Origin of the sequence: Pseudomonas sp. BMS12 (assembly GCF_001592875.1) — a bacterium.
Taxonomy (GTDB): Bacteria; Pseudomonadota; Gammaproteobacteria; order Pseudomonadales; family Pseudomonadaceae; genus Aquipseudomonas.
In genome coordinates, this window is record NZ_LSOF01000033.1 from 1 (window position 1) to 16,029 (window position 16,029).

The window sequence follows — 16,029 nt, forward strand, 5'->3', positions numbered from 1 at the left end:
TGAACGGAGCGGGCGTGGTACTGCGCTGGCAGGCACCGCAAGAGCCGGGCACATACAGCTACAACCTGTATCGGACTGCCGCAGGGCAGGGCGAGAACATCGATATCGATGGGCTGACTCCGTTGCAGAGCAAGATTCCGGCGTTGATCGCGCTGGATAGCAGGCCATCGGAAAGCGAGAGGGGCTATGCACTGACCACGGTTGATGCTGCCGGCAACGAGTCCGTTGCCACTCCGGTAGTGCGTATTCAAGCGCCTTTATTGCCTGTCAGCGACCTGCGTATCAACCTTCCACTTGCTGGTGCCCCCAGCTTGAGTTGGATGCATGGAGGTAGTGACATTGATGGATATAACGTCTATCTGGGTGCCGGAGTTAGCGGTCAGAAACTGAATCAGGAGTTGCTTGGCAGCAAGAGCTGGCAGGATGCCGGCATCAGCTTGCCGCTGGCGGCTGAACGCACCTACAGCGTTACTGCGCTTAACAGTGACGGGGTAGAGAGCCTTCCGCACAGCCTGACTCTGCCATTGCTGAGTGCTTCGGTGCGCGAGGCGCAGGAGTTCAAGCGAGGTCTGTTCAACCAAGTTTACTTCCAAGTCGCCAACCATGGGGTTAGTGAGGCGAAATCGGTCCGACTGCAGGTGACGCTACCTTCCGAGGGTGGTGGCATGACGCAGCAGTCGTCTTCTTTCGATGTTCCTGCTGGTGGCTTGGTTGAGGTGCCAGTAGTGGTGGCGGGGCACCCGGCGCTGCCTGGCGTCGTGCCGTTGAAGCTGACGCTTAGCCAGGCTCCACAAGCTGGGCAGTTGGTGACCCTGCAAGGCGAGGCTTCGATTGAGGCTGGTGATACGGCGCTGCTCGCGCAAGTTGAGCCCGGCGATATGACCCGGGGAGCCTCCGGTACCGTGCGCCTGCGCCTGGAGAACCCTTCACGCGTGCCGGTGGACTTGGTGATGGCCAAGAACGGTGGCAAGTCTGCTTCGGATGAAGTGCGCCTGATTCTTGAGGACCTGCAAGGCAATGTGCTGTCCAGCCAAGCAGTCAAGCTACTGGTTGGTAATGGTATGGTCATGACCACTGACGGTCGGACTGTTGCACGTGTGGGTGCCCAAGAGTCGCTGGAAATTGGCCCGATCAGCATGTCCGTGCCGGCAGCATCGCCCGAGCGGGTGCGCATCCGCCTGGTCGCGGATCGTATCCATCACCTGACCGGACAACCGGGCGAGCTTGTACTGCCAGGCCTCTCAACGTCACGTGAAACCACGTTGATCGACACCGCGTATGTGGGTGAGCTGAACTCAATCGAGCCGCAGACTGTTGAGGCTGGTGAGTCGGTGACGATTCGCGGGCGGGCACTTGGGCGTACGGATCAGCAGCCTTTGGCAGGTGTTGCTCTACGTCTGGTGTTGAATGTGCGTGGCTTCGAGGAGGCAGTGAACATAACCACGAATGATGCCGGCGAGTTCAGCTATGTGCGTAAGACGCAAGCTTCCGAGTCAGGGTTGTATCAGGTGTCGGTGACCCACCCGGCGCTTAGTACGCGTCCGATACAGGGGCAGTTCACCGTGACAGGGGCAACTTTCTCACCGGCCTCAGTGAACACGCAGTTCCCGCGCAACTACGAGCAACTGGTGACCATAGTGGTCGAGTCTGGCCATGCAACACCGCTGAGCAATCTACGGCTGGAGTACGTCAAGCCAGCCGGCAGCAATGGTTTACCAACAGGGCTCAGAGTCGTCACCAGCGCCCCGCTGAACTTGGCGGCAAACAAGCGTGGCAACCTTACCTTGCGCATCAGTGGCGATAACAGCGCAGCTGCAAGCGGCTTGCTGGATTACCGCATCGTCGCCGATGGGCTGAGCAAGCCGATTGGCCAGACCCGAATCCAGTACAACCTGGTTGCAGCTCAGCCGGTGGCCAGCGTCAGTCCGAAACAGATTCGTACTGGCCTCAAGCGCGGTGGCGAAGAGCAGGTGGAGACGGTGACGCTGAAGAACACCGGCCTCGATGTGCTGCGCAATGTGCGCTTGAGCCTGCTCAACAGCGAGGGGGGAGCGCTACCTGCGTGGGTTAGCCTGCGCAGCTCGGAGCGTATGGGTGACTTGGCCGTGGGTTCGGCTATTCCGCTGAACATCGCCTTCCGCCCAGGTGAGTCTGTGGCCGAGGGCAATTACTACGTGACCCTGCGCATCCAGAGCGACAACTACGCGCAACTGGATGTCGCCATGGAGGCGGCCGTCACTCAGTCCGGTCAAGGTGGTGTGATCTTCCAGGCGTCGGATATCTATACCGGCACCCGCGACGACAACGGCCAACTGATCCCGGGGCTGGCCGGGGCGAAGATCAAGTTGCAGAACCGCAACGTGCTGACGGAGGAATACAGCCTGGTCACCGACAGCCGCGGCCAGGCCCTGCTGGAGAATATCCCGGCAGGCGAGTACACCTACCGCGTATCGGCGTGGGATCACGACGACCTTGGTGGTCAGCTATGGATCAAGCCGGGGCTGACCCACGCCGAGTCTGTGTTCCTGATGAGCAAGTTGGTCACGGTGGAATGGTCGGTGAAAGAAATCACCCTGGAGGACCGTTATGAAGTGGTTCTGGATGCCACTTTCAAAACCAAGGTGCCGACCGCGCTGGTGATGATCGAGCCGCTGTCGATCAACCTGCCGGCGATGCGCAAGGGGGATGTGATCCAGGGCGAGCTGGCCTTCACTAACTATGGCCTGATCCGTGCCGAGGGGGTGCAGGGGCAGCTGCCGACGGGCGATGCGCGTACGCGCATCGAATACTTGCGGCCGTTGCCGAGTACGCTCGAAGCGGGCGAGGTGGTCGTGGTTCCTTACCGTGTACTGGCCCTGCAGAGCTTCGACCCGGATGACGTGCTTAACGGCGCCGCCGGCTGCTGGAGCTTCTCCTACCCGGTGTCGGCCAAGTACAGCAGCCAGTGCGCCAATGGCACCGTGGTCAATGGCCAGGCAGGCTCGGGCTTCCATGCCAATGGCGGTATTTGTGGCGGGGGAGGCACGGGCGGTGGTGGCATCGGTGGCGGTGGTGGCGCTTCCGGCGGTGGCGCCGGCGGCTGGGGTGGCTGGGGTGGCGGCGGCGGTGGTACCTCGATCATTCCGCGCCCGGTGTCGTCTGATACGGCACAGCAGTGCGTACCGCCGACTGAGTGCGAGAGTGGGAATTGCCCTGGAGCTAATGGTGGAGGGCAGTAAGGGCCTGGCAAAAAGGTATCTATAGGCCCCTTGCCCCATCGGCTGGGCCGAGGGGCCTCGATGTTGGTGTTTTAAGCGCATGGCGTAGCGGCTGGAAGCGAGAGGCACATTAATGAAGCGATTGTTGTTCTGGGGGCTCGTCTTGATCGCCGCTTATCAGGGTTGGCAGAAGTTCCGGTCACATGACGTGACCTTGGCATACGATCCTGGCTCGCCCTACGTCATCGTGTATGGGCGCGACAGCTGCGGCTTTACCAGCCAGATGCGCTTAGCTTTGGCGCGGGAGAAGATCGATTTTGACTACCGAGTGGTAGATGAGGCTGCTGTGGCGGATGGGCTGCATTGGAAGATGGAGCGTCTGGGTATTAGTACTTTGCGCTATGACCTGCCAGTAGTTGAGGTGAACGGCAAACTGTTGGTCAGACCAGACATCAATCAGGTCATGCATTCATATAACGAGGGCTAAGGATGATCACAACGTCATGCTTGGCCAGCTTTGATGTTCGGGCGGCATAGTTAGCAGTCGCTTGCGAGATAAGAAACCGGTTGGGTGCCAACTTGCGGTAGCCAGTCACCAGAACGAAAAGAACAAGGACCCCACGCCCGGGAGGGCGCGGTTCAAGGGAGTGCGAGCAGTGTTGAAGGGTATTTGGGGCCGTGTTGGCCTGTGGCTGTGTGGGGGTGTGATCGCAACGGGTACTGGTCTGGCCTACGCCAAGCCAGGCCTGGACCATCGCTTCTCGACACCGCATTACGCCAAAGGCGAACTGCGCCTGGACGTGCTGGACCTGCAGGTGCAGGCCCTCGGCGGCCCGGTGCGCATCCTGCGCAGCTGGAAGGGCGGCCAGTGGGTGTGGAACGAGCGCTGGAGCGACCTGGACGTGCTCGGCGCCGCCGACCCGGCTGTAGGCGCCGCCGACCCGGCCAACGCCGACAAACCCTATGCCATCGTCCGTGCTGGGCAGAGCTACCTGCGTGCGAGCAGCACCACCCAGGGCCAGGACGTCTACTTCAACAACCTGCCGCAGCGCACCCTGATCGCCCTGCAGCATGGCTTGGCCGGCTACCGCTGGCAGGACACCCAAGGCAACCGCAACGACTACGACGCCCAGGGTCGGATGACCGGCTACCAGGATCACAACGGCATCCGTACCACCCTGGTCCGTAACGCCGAAGGTCGCATCGCCGAGATCAAGGACCATCACGGCGCCACCCTGATCACCCTGACCTATACCGGCGCCAACCTGACCAGCGCGAAGGACTACAGCGGCCGCGAAGTGAAGTACGAGTACAGCGGCAGCCGCCTGAGCGCGGTGACCGACGTGCTGGGCAAGCGCTGGCAATACCACTACGACACCAACGGCCTGGCCGGCTACACCGACCCGCTGCAACAGCGCACCACCCTGGTCCTGGGCAAGGACGATAAGGTCCAGGAACACCGCCTGCCGGACGGCCGCTTCACCCAGTACAGCTACCGCTACGACGAGAGCCAGGAGCAGTACTACCTGCGCACCCTGAACGAAGCCGGCCTGGTCACCGAGCGCTGGTACGACCGCCTGGGCCAACTGGTGCGCAAGCAACTGGATGGCGAGACCCAGTTCAGCCGCAGCTATTTGCTGTCGGATCGCTCCAGCGACATGAGCAAGGTGGCCGAGGCCTACCGCATAAGCGGCAAGAGCCTCTCGGTCAGCAAGGAAATCTCGCAGCGCCAGGGTCGCGCCCCGTCGCCCTATGTGGCGCAGATGACGGAAGAGGACGCCCACGGCAACCGCACCCTAACCGAGTACAACCGCTACGGTCAGACCATCCGCGTGCAGTACGCCGATGGCAGCGAGATCCGGAAGAGCTACGACCCGGCGACCAACCGAGTCTCGGAAGAGATCAATGAGCGCGGCATCAAGACCCAGTACCGCTACGACGGCAAGGGCAACCTGATCGAGCTGATTGAGGCGGCCGGGCTGTCGGAAGAGACTCGTACCACTTACCGCTACGATGCCTTGGGCCAGTTGGAACAGGAAGACCGGCCGGGTGATGAGGCTGCACAGACACCGGCGGCGAGCTGGCAGTACGGCTATGACGGCAAGGGCAACCGCAACCTCACTCGCGACCCGCTGGGTTACGAGACGCGCTATACCCACGATGTGCAGGGCAGTGTACTGACCGTTACCAACGCCCTGAGCAAGACGTGGACCAGTACCTACGATGCGGCGGGCAATCTGAAGAGCTTGAAGACGCCCCTGAATCAGGAAACGCTGTTCGGGTATAACGATCTGGGCCAGCGGGTCAGCGTGCAGGCACCCAACGGCGCCATCACGACCATTGAGCCAAATGCGGCTGGCATGCCGAAGAGCATCACCGATGCGGCCAATGCGCGGACACAGTTTGAGTACGACGCCAGCCAGCGACTGGTGGCGGTGGTGGATGCCTATGGCAACCGCAGTGAGCGCCACTATGACAAGCGCGGGCGGCTCAGCGCGGCCAAGGATGCGCTCGGTGCCACTGTGCAGTATCGCTACGAGCAGGATCGTCTGGCCGGTATCGATTACCCGACCTACCAGGAAGATTACGAGTACGACAGCCGAGAGAGGCGCCTGAGTGAAGTCCGTCGATTTCAGGCGAATGGGGAGAACACAAGTCAGAAGGACCAGTTTGGTTATCTGGCTAATGGTCTGTCATCCCAGTGGACAGATGCCGCCGAGAACGCAACGCGCCCGGGCTACGACAGCCTGGGGCGCTTGATCAGCAGTGTCGATGCCGAGAATGGCGTTACCCGTTTTGCCTATGACGCTCGCGGCAACCTGATTCAGGTCACCGATCCAGCCGGGCGCATGACTCGGTTTCGCTACGATGCCCGCGATGCAGTGGTTGCCGAAATCAAGGTCGGCGATGGCGATACGCCGACCACCGAGCGTCGTTACGCATACGATGACCTGGGCAACCTCAAACAGGTCACCACTCCGGACAGTCGCGTCAGCACCTACCACTATGACGACGGCAACCGTCTGCAGCGTATCGAGCACTTCGCCAGCGGTGCGGCAGCCGAAGGTGGAGCAGCCGATAGCATCGTCGAGTACGGCTACAGCCTGTTGAGTCGCCTGGCCAGCTACGAAGACGAAACCAGCAAGGCCGTCTACACCCACGATGCGCTGGGCCGGGTGGAAAGCATTACCACCACCTACAAGCAGGCCGATCCGGTCTTTAGTAAAACCATCCGCTACACCTACGACCTCAATGGTCGCAGGGCCAGCTACACCACGCCGGAGCAGCAGACCTACGGCTACCGCTACACCCCGCATGGCCGTTTAGCCGGTGTGAGTATTCCCGGTGAAGGCAGCATCAGCTTTCAGGACTTCAACTGGCTGATGCCACAGAGCATTCTGTTCCCCGGCGGTAACCAATACAGCCTGAACTACGACGGTCTGCAGCGCTATGCAGGTCGAGTACTCAAGGATGCTGCCGGCAACCCAATCCAGAGTTGGCAGTACGGTTACGATGCAGTGGGCAATATCACTGCTATCGACAGTCAGGCAGGTAAGACCAGCTATGGCTACGACAAGCTCTACCGTCTGACCGAGGCCAAGTACCCCGAGAGTGATGGCCGCCAGAATGAGGCCTATGCCTATGATGGTGTAGGCAACCGCTTGGATGAGGCGACCAGCAAAGATGAGCTGGACATTACCCAATGGCAGTACAACGCCCATAACCAACTTGTCAGTCACGATGGTATTGGCTATCGCAACAATCGCGATGGCCATCTGATCGAGCGCGGTGCTCTGCAGGTCGATGGCAGCCTGATCCAGAGCGGCGCTATTGATCACTGGCTGTACCAGTACGACGCCCGCGAACGCCTAGTGGCGGTACAGAAGAACGGCCAACTGCTGGCGCGTTACACCTACAACCCGCTGGGTCAGCGCATCAGCAAGGCCCTGCCTCAGCTGGGTGCCACTACCTATTACCTGTACAGCGAAGAGGGTCTGGTCGGCGAATACGACGCTAAGGGCGAACTGCTGCAGGAATATGCCTACAACCCGACTGCGCCGTGGATGAGCCAGCCGCTGTTCACTCGCGCCAAGTCAGCGAATGCGCAGGGCCAGAGTCTCCAAGTGCACTACTACGGCACAAGCCATCTGGGTGCTCCGGAAGTGGCCTTCCTGAAGAGTGGTGAGGTGACTTGGCAAGCCAAGGCGAAGGCCTTTGGCGAAACCACGGTAACCCTCAATACCCTCCATAATCCTCTGCGCTTCCCAGGGCAGTACTTCGACCAGGAAACCGGTCTGCATTACAACTATTTTCGCGATTACGACCCCGTGCTGGGGCGGTATATCGAAAGTGATCCTATTGGTATGGTTGCAGGTAAAAACTACTATACGTACTCAAGTGCGAGGCCATTAAATGCTGTGGATGTGTACGGGCTTTTTGAGGGGGAGTTATGTCCTCTGACTGATAGTGACTATTATGCTGCCGGCCCGTATTCACCAGTCCCTGGGGAATACTATACCGAGGATGGAGAGCTTCTCAGGGTCTCGATTGATCCAAGTGGGGCGCTTGTGTCTGAGGATTATACTAGGGTGTGTGAATTTGATTACGAGACCGGCCTCCTTGTTAATTGTAGGCAGAGCGGGGCTGCGACAAGTGAATGTCCGGAGTGTTATGTAGTGGGTGGTGGAAGGGTTGTTGTGGATGGTGGTTATAGGCTAATAGCGTATTTTGCAATGAGGGCAGCTCCAACTTATAGGAATTTTGCGGCTGGCTCTAGCGCCAGGAACGCTTGGAAAGTGCTTACTGGTGGGAAGTTTTTTAGGCTTCGTGGAAAACCGCCGCAGTATTACTGGCAGAAAGCAGGCGGGGATTACTATAAGGCAGTTGGTTCGCTTGGTAGGTCTAATTCGGTGAGAAATAAGCAGATGATGCCTTTGCTGCCACTTGGTGCGGTAGGAGATGCGGCTGATGCAAGGTGATGAGATTATATTTCTAGATTATTATAGGTTGCGAGTTTATGTGGTTTGTGTGGGTAGGTATGTTGTTGAAAAGGTGTTTTTTGGTAGGCGGGCAAAGAAGTACGAAAGCAGTGCTGTTGGATATGCGGTGAGATATCGGCGGCGACTGTTTGGGAGGGAGAGGGTTTTTTGTGGGTTGGGGGTCGTTGGTGGGCGGTTGTCTTTGATTGTGGATGGATGCATCTATGATGTTTTGGATGATGATGTTGTTTGTTCGGTATCGAAGGTTGGGATTTTTGCATACCATTTTGTTCTTAAGAAGGCGGGCAGTGTCCTTGTTATTGTTCCTTATAAGCAGTACTTTTCCTACGATCCTGGTTATGTGGATCCCCCGTTCTTCGTTGATATTTTATTTTGGCTGAAAAATCTAGACAATAAACGGCGCTTTATAAGCCTATGGGGCTCTCGGGACGGTGTGGCAAACCCATGTAGCCATGTAGGGCGGGTCAAATGACCCGCGCTGATCGGGACTCTCCAGCACGCCGGGGTGCGGACTGGCATGGCGGCAACATGGCCTGGGCGGAGGCCTGAACACCGCTCGGTGGGTTACGCCTTCGGCTAACCCGCCCTACGTGGGGGACATGGGATGTCTCGGTATCGGCGGGCGGCTGTGCCCGGTGGCTCGTACTTCTTCACGGTGGTCACGGAACGGCGGCAACGGTTGTTGACCCACCCCGAGGTGCGCCTGGCCTTGCGCGAGGCCATCGAATCGGTGCGGGTGGCGCGGCCTTTTCGCATCGACGGCTGGGTGCTGCTGCCGGATCACTTGCACGCCATTTGGACTCTGCCGGAGGGCGACGCCGATTTCGCCACGCGCTGGCGCCTGATCAAATCCGCCGTCACGCGGCGCTGCGGCGGGGCTTTCCACCAACCTGATTACCTGACCACCCGGCGCATGGCCAAAGGCTGTGGCACCCTCTGGCAACATCGCTACTGGGAGCATCTGCTGCGCGACAAGCGTGACTTTCGCCAGCATCTCGACTACCTGCACTACAACCCGGTCAAGCATGGCCTGGTCGAGCGGGTAGCCGACTGGCCCTGGTCATCCTTTCACCGTTGGTTACATGCGGGACGCTATCCGAGGGAGTGGGGCGGGCAGAACCCTGTAGGGCGGGTCATCGACCCGCGTTGAGCGGGGCTCGCCGTCACATCGAGGCAGTGGCGGGCATGGCGACGGCGTGGGTTGGGTGGAGGTCGAAACGCCGCACGGCGGGTTACATTTTTGGCTAACTCGCCCTACGAATACCTGTATTACAACCTGCTGGTCGGGCGAGCACTGGTCCGGTGTAGAAGCAAACAAGCGGACGTGATCAGGCGGCATCAATCCATGAGGTCGCTCGTCGCAAGTCCTGTTTGCGACTGGATGAAAAATATCCGAGCTTCAGGTGTTGTGGTATTTTTGGCGCCGCTTCATGAGTCTTACGCATCTGCGGTCCTGGCAAGCCGGGTTTCTGCGGTGCTCGATAGTGGCTCCCATCTCTGATACGCGATCTCAGGTTGTCGTTTTCTCGTAGTAGTAAACGACGCTGTGGGTAGGCGTTACGGGTAACGAGTTTGGTGGATTTGCAGGGATGCTGAGTTTTGCCCGTGAACGAGTTCATTTCTTCTAAAGTGTGGGGTGTCGCCGCAGCTCTTCTGCTGGCGGTTTATGCCCTTGCTTTTGTCTATTGGCAGCAGCGAGTGCTTCCTGCCGAAGCTGCGCCACTGGTTGTTACCGGGCCCGAAGTGGTTACCGACAGTCATCTTGATGTGGCTGCAGTCGGCAGAATGTTTGGGGCTCCGGAAAAAAAACCAAGCGAAGACGTTAAGGAAAGCCAGCTCTCTCTGAAGCTGGTCGCCAGCTATGTCGTGCCTGGGAAAAATCGCTCTGCTGCCATCATCAGTCGCGACGGTGACAAACAAAAACTCTATTTCATTGGCGACAAGATCCAGGCAGGCGTAGAGCTAAAAGCGGTGCAGCCGGGACGCATTTTGATCAAGCGCAACGGTGTGCTGGAGAGCATCAGTCTTGAAGATGCTGCGTTAGGTACTGCCATGCCAGTTGAGCATAGTGCTGCGCCTGTTGCCGTTGCGGCCGCAGAGGTACCGGTGGTCAAGCCGGGGAATAACCAAGCGATGTTGGAAAAACTAAAAAAATTGAAGTCGTTGGCGGCTGGGGATCATTGAATGCGTTGGGGAGTGTTGTTGTGCGCGCTGCTGTTCTGCGTGCTGGCTAGGGCTGAGGAAGAAACGCCGGTCGGGCTGAATCTGGATATGAAGGATGCAGATATCCGCAGCATGATCGAATGGGTCGCCAAGCAGACCAACAAGAATATCGTCATCGATCCTCGGGTGAAGGGTAAGGTCACGGTAGTGACCAGCGAGGCGATTCCTGCCGAGGATCTTAACCAGTTGCTCAGTTCTGTGCTCAGTGTGCATGGCTATGCGCTGATCAAAGAGAACAACGTTTATAAGGTAATTCCCGAGGGGGATGCCAAATCCTCCAGTCTGCCGGTGGATGAGCAAGAGGCGCTGGCCGGGGATAACGTGGTCAAGCTGTTCAAGCTGAAGAATGTTTCCTCTGGGCAGTTGGTAACCCTGCTCAAGCCGATGGTGCCGCAGACGGCTTACATATCTGCCTATGCCGATCGCAATTACATCATCGTCGCTGACCGTGCGGTGAATATTGCCAAGATCGATGATCTGGTGCGGCGCTTGGACCAGCAGTGGGAGGTAAATGTCGATGTGTTGCCGCTCAGTTACGGCAATGCACAGGACATCCTGACCATGGTCACCAATCTGTTCCCTAAGCCGAAGAGCGAAGGGCCGGAAGGCTTCTTCTCCATCGGCGCTGATGTGCGTACCAATAGCATTGTGGTGGCTGGCGACGAGGTTCTACGTCGTCAGGTGCGCGACGTGGTGGCCCGGCTGGATCGCAAGGTGCAGGGGGTCGGCAACACGCGTGTGTTCTATCTTCACTATCTGCGTGCTGCCGACACTCTGCCGGTGGTGCAGAGCCTCAGTGCCAGCATTCAGAAACAAGGCTTGAATGCCCAGGGGGCATCAGTCGAAGTCAATATTCAGGCCAGCGAGGCGACTAACGCTTTGGTGGTGACAGGCCCGCCAGATGTAGTGGATGCGGTTGAATACATCATCAAGAAGCTGGATATTCGCCGTGCACAGGTATTGGTTGAGGCGGTGATCGTCGAGGTAACCGAAGGGACCGGCCGAGAGCTCGGCATCGAATGGCGGACCTCCGACAGTTCCAAGGGGGGGGATGGCTGGTACGGCGGTACGCTGTACCGTGATACCGGCACCGGTAAGGTTGATGAAAGCCCAGACCTGCTCAGCGGCCTGACTTTGGGGTTCTATCGCAACGGTTCGTTACGTGGCCTGTTCAAGGCACTGGAAACCAATGACGAGTTGAACATCCTCTCCAAGCCCAACCTGGTCACCCTGGACAACGAAGAGGCCAAGATCGTGGTGGGCCAGAACGTCCCCTTCGTTACCGGGCGCTCCACCAGTGCAGCCACACCAGTGGACAATCCTTTCCAGACCATCGAGCGCAAGGACGTGGGCATCACCTTGACGGTGAAGCCGCAGGTCAACGAAGGCGACGCCGTGACCTTGGACATTACCCAGGAAATTTCCAGCGTCTCCAACGCCAAGGTCGCCCAGGCCCAGGACATCATCACCAATACCCGCTCGGTGAAAACTCGCGTGCTGGTCGAGGATGGGCAAACCCTGGTGTTGGGAGGCCTGATTTCCGACGAGGTGCAGAGTGGCGATGCCGGGGTGCCCTTCCTGGCCAAGGTGCCTCTGATCGGACCTTTATTCCGTAGCGAAGACAACAGCAAGCGCAAAAGCAATCTGATGATCTTCATTCAGCCTCGCATCATTCGCGACAACGCCGATGCGCAGCTGGTGACTGGGGGGCGTTATCGCTATGTCGACCAGACCGCAAGGCAGATGGGGTATGAACTGAATGCGCAATAAGCACCTTCTGTTCGCCTTGTGCTTGTTCTCTGGTTGGGTGATGGCTGATGCCACGGTTGTCGGTTGCTGGGGCGAGCCGGGTAATGGACTGCGTATCGATGTTGACGGTGATGGCGCTATTGCTGGTGCGTTGTCTTTGCCTGAGGCGCTCTTGCCTCAGCGCTTGCAGAATGTACGCGGTCAGGTTGACCTGTTGGTGAGTGGGTATGACGTGCTGAAGGCGCAACGCCTTTGCCAGCAGGTCAAGGAGGCCAAGGCATCGTTGGCTAAGGTGGTATTTGGCGGGCGCGAGAGAGCGCTAGCGCTGCAAGACCGGCCGGCCTGGGATTGGCTGATGGTTGAGGCGAATGCCGTGGCGGCAAATCTGGTGATGGGTGCATTACCTGGTGTTTTCGTAGGCCAGGGAAAGGCTGTGTTCGGCTACGGTCTGGAACAAACTAGTATCACCGACCCCGCGAAGATGGCCGTTTGGCTGATGGATCACTATCAGGGAGGGCGTCAGCCTGTAGTTCTATTTGTGGATGCTGCATATCAGCAACCATTCTTCGAGTTCTTTTCTGCGAACCCCTTGCCAGGAGTATTCCTCTCGTTTGAGAAACCTGAGGTGGTTCGCGATGCCCTGAATAAACATGCAAAGTTCTCTGCCGATGATCAGGCTCGTCTGCTCAATTACTACTGCCAGTAGCCTGCTTCTCTCTGCGCAGGCTGCTGCACAGGACATTGAACTGACAGTGCGTGTGCGCAATGAGCGCTCCTCGGTAGTATCGGGCGCCCAGGTCTGTGGCTTGCTGCCAATTGCTGAGGGTGGAGTTGGAAGCCGCTGGCATATCAGTGGCTCCCCTGCTTTGCAGTCGCGGGTAGATGGTTACTGTCTGGCTTTGGGCGATTTCGGTCCTTACCAGTCACAGGCAGTGCATCTTAATTGGTCGAAATCTGCTGGGGTGGAGCAGGTAGGTGCACCTGAGTACCCCCTTGTAGACCAGCCGTCTGCTGAGCTTCAGACGCTTGCTGCGTCCTTTGCGAGCTATCCGCAAGGTGAGCGGCCAAGGCGCATCTTTGACTGGATGGTGGATAACATTGAGTTCATTGGTATTCGACGTGCTGTCGATGGTGCTGAGTACGCCTTGGCCCAGCGGCGCGGGGATTGCACCGAGCATATGCTGCTGGCCGCGGAGTTGCTGGCTCGCAATGGGTTCAGTGTCCGGAGAGTCCTGGGCGTAGCCATCCCTACAGGCCAGAATCGTATAAGAGCGAGCGACTTGCATAACTGGGTGGAATACTCAGATAATCGCGGGTGGCGCATTTTTGACTCATCTAGGCGCGTTCTTTCAGAGCCTGGGGGCTTGCGTTACATCTCGCTACTTCATTACCACAATAATCAGCAACTGTCGGTGGCCCCCATTACCACCGACGGTCAGGGCTTGAAGCTCTACTTGGAATAGACAAAGGGATTTGTATGAAGGGACTCAGGAAGCTCGCTCTTTCTTGCTGTTTTGCTGCCTGCAGCATGGCGGTATCAGCTACCGAGATATCCGAGAACCTCCAGCAACTCGACCCTCTGGTCTATTTTCCGCTAGAGCGCACTTTCACCAACCTGGGTAGCACTGATGCCCAGTTGCAATATCCTCAGGAAGAGAAGCCTTTCTCTCCAAGCTTCCTAGGTGAGCACGCCGGCCAGGCGATGGTCATGGCCGGCGCAGATGCGCTCCATCTGCAGACAAGCTTTCTTTCTTCTGACTACCTGGCGGGTGATGAAGCGGTTCTAGGGTTTTTCATCGAACCTGATAATTCTGCTACGCAAGCCCAGTGCCTGTTGTCCATCGGTGCCGACTTTGGCTTGGTGCTGGATAACCAGGCCCTGAAAGTCTTCGAGCAGGGTGAGGTGCAGGCTGATCAGGGGAGTCTCAACGGCTCCAGCGCGGCAGGCCTGTATCTGGTGTTCTCACAGAACCGGATCGATATCTACAGCGGCTATGAAAAGAAAGTCTGGGAGCACTCCCTGCCGGAGGGGCTTGGCAGCCTGCTGGGCGAGGATATCGTCCTGGGTGATTGTGCTGCGGCAGTCAAGACAGCATTTGGTGTTGCTGATGGCTTCCATGGAGCGATAGACGAGATCGTCGCAGTGAAGTATTCGGCTGCGGCCATGCCGGCGGGCGCGGACTTTGCTGCAGCCGGGGCCATAGCTCGAAAGAAGCTGGAGTTGGCTGCCAGTGGCAGCTATCCGGTGTCATTCGTTGCTGGCAGCGAGGCGGGTAAATATCGGGTGGACGCCCGGATTCTTGAGGGGATCGTATACCCCGACGATAACCTCAACCTGGTTGAGTGGAGTGATCGTTTCTGTGTCGCTGGCACGGGTGAGGATGAAGATAGCTGCCAAAACTTTCGCCCTCGATTCGATCAAGTCTCTAATGACTTACTAATTCAGTACCTGCTGCTAGATGATTCCGAGCAGGGCCGCGGAGCGTTGGAGATCGAGTGCTATGGCTCTGCTGGCGACTGTGAGGGCTTTTATCAGAAGATTGCCAATGGTTTCGCATTCGGAAAGCCGAGAGTGGACTCTACGGAAGAGTTCACATGGCAGAAAGATGAGCTATCTGAGAATTATGACCGTGCGCTGAAGCAGATGAGCTTGCAGTTCAGCGCCTCTCTGACGGATGTAGATGTGTCGCCGAAGCCTCTGGCCGAAGGCGTGCTAAGGCTATATCGACTGCAGGGGGAAGATTGGTCCGAGCTTCCCATCGGAGAAGTGAACGCGCTCGGTTATCAAATCGACGTGCTGTTCCCGCAGCGTCTCAGAGATGGGACTTATCGGCTTGTCTTAAGTGGGGAGCTGAGTTCGTTTTCTGGTGGGGTATTGGGTAGTGAGCAGAGCTATGAGTTCACTGTCGCCACCTCCGAGTTTCTTGTCACAAGTGCAACCAGCATCAGCGCAGTTGATTTCGCGTATGACGGCCAGCGTCTGGTGGTAGATGGTGCAGTCCTGACCCTGGCTGGCACCCACGATTTCGAGTCGGTCACCCTCAAAAACTCCGCAGTTATTACCTCTCCTGCGCAACAAGCGACTCGTATTACGGCCGATGAGGTCGAGGTGGATGCGAGCTCGAAGATCGATGTGAGTGGCAGGGGCAAGTTGAGTACCTCCGCTACGGTCAATTACTACGGTGGTGGTACCCATGCGGGGCAAGGTGGTGCATACAGCTCTTACCCGCTCTCGCCCGCACCTTATGGCTACCTCTACGAGCCTCGCGATTTTGGTGCCGGTGGGCGGAGTGGTAGTAATACCTTCGACTCCCGCGGAGCTGGTGCTCTAGAGCTGCAGGCTCGAGTATTGAGGTTGGACGGTAAGATTCTGGCACAGGGCGAAGTGCGCGCTGGCTATGGCTCGGGTGCGGGCGGCTCGTTGCTTATTCGTGTCGATGAACTCGATCTTGGGGATCACGCGCTTATCGATGCCAGCGGCGGTGGTTTTGGGGCTAGTGGCACCTTCTATAGCGGTGGCGGCGGCGGTCGAGTGGCCCTCTATTATCGAGATCTGGGGGCTGGCGTACTGGCGACTCAGGTCGTTGCCAGGGGTGGCCTTACCAACAATGCAAATGCTCAGCACGGTGCTGCGGGTACCGTCTATCTCCACAACGAGGAAAGTGGTGAGGCTGAGCTGATCATCGACAACTCGGGTGTCGATAGTGCACGAGCCCCGCTGACGCGCGTCGACCTGGGAGTCGATGGCGCGCTGGCGGCCAAGCTGACGGTGATCAATGCCAATGTCGAGCTGATTGGCGCGAAGCTGGGCGAAATGTCGCTAAAGGACAGCACGGCCAAGGTGCAGGTCGGCGAGATCG

10 protein-coding genes are annotated in these 16,029 nt (G+C 58.2%); all 10 read left to right on the forward strand.

Going from position 1 to position 16,029, the window contains the following annotated elements:
* Nucleotides 1-14: 14 nt before the first annotated feature.
* Nucleotides 15-3,218, forward strand: coding sequence for a hypothetical protein (locus AYB31_RS21780; RefSeq protein ID WP_162493019.1), 3,204 nt, complete (start codon nt 15-17; stop codon nt 3,216-3,218).
* A gap of 112 nt (nt 3,219-3,330) precedes the next feature.
* A complete protein-coding gene (locus AYB31_RS20865) occupies nt 3,331-3,684 on the forward strand; it encodes a glutaredoxin family protein (RefSeq protein WP_068830930.1) in 354 nt (117 codons plus the stop codon).
* Between the two features lie 169 nt (nt 3,685-3,853).
* Nucleotides 3,854-8,176: an RHS repeat-associated core domain-containing protein gene (locus AYB31_RS20870; RefSeq protein ID WP_068830931.1), complete on the forward strand. Its 4,323-nt coding sequence runs from the start codon at nt 3,854-3,856 to the stop codon at nt 8,174-8,176.
* Nucleotides 8,166-8,669 (forward strand): hypothetical protein, encoded by a 504-nt coding sequence (locus AYB31_RS21660; RefSeq protein WP_153020779.1) that lies wholly within the window; start codon nt 8,166-8,168, stop codon nt 8,667-8,669. Before AYB31_RS20870 ends, AYB31_RS21660 begins: the two co-directional genes overlap by 11 nt.
* A gap of 132 nt (nt 8,670-8,801) precedes the next feature.
* A complete protein-coding gene (locus tag AYB31_RS20875) occupies nt 8,802-9,347 on the forward strand; it encodes an REP-associated tyrosine transposase (protein WP_068830932.1) in 546 nt (181 codons plus the stop codon).
* A gap of 455 nt (nt 9,348-9,802) precedes the next feature.
* On the forward strand, nt 9,803-10,381 hold the full coding sequence (locus AYB31_RS20880; RefSeq protein ID WP_161489397.1) for a type II secretion system protein N: 579 nt from the start codon (nt 9,803-9,805) through the stop codon (nt 10,379-10,381).
* Nucleotides 10,382-12,190 carry a type II secretion system secretin GspD gene (gspD, locus tag AYB31_RS20885; protein WP_068830934.1) on the forward strand — a complete coding sequence of 603 codons (1,809 nt, stop codon included), beginning with the start codon at nt 10,382-10,384 and terminating at the stop codon, nt 12,188-12,190.
* Entirely contained in the window at nt 12,180-12,875 is a 696-nt protein-coding gene (locus AYB31_RS20890; RefSeq protein ID WP_068830935.1) for a hypothetical protein, read from the forward strand. The genes gspD and AYB31_RS20890 overlap by 11 nt, the downstream gene beginning before the upstream one ends.
* Entirely contained in the window at nt 12,820-13,632 is an 813-nt protein-coding gene (locus tag AYB31_RS21320; RefSeq protein WP_082805392.1) for a transglutaminase-like domain-containing protein, read from the forward strand. The genes AYB31_RS20890 and AYB31_RS21320 overlap by 56 nt, the downstream gene beginning before the upstream one ends.
* A gap of 14 nt (nt 13,633-13,646) precedes the next feature.
* The coding region (locus AYB31_RS20900) for a hypothetical protein (RefSeq protein WP_201787435.1) at nt 13,647-16,029 on the forward strand (2,383 nt) is incomplete at its 3' end.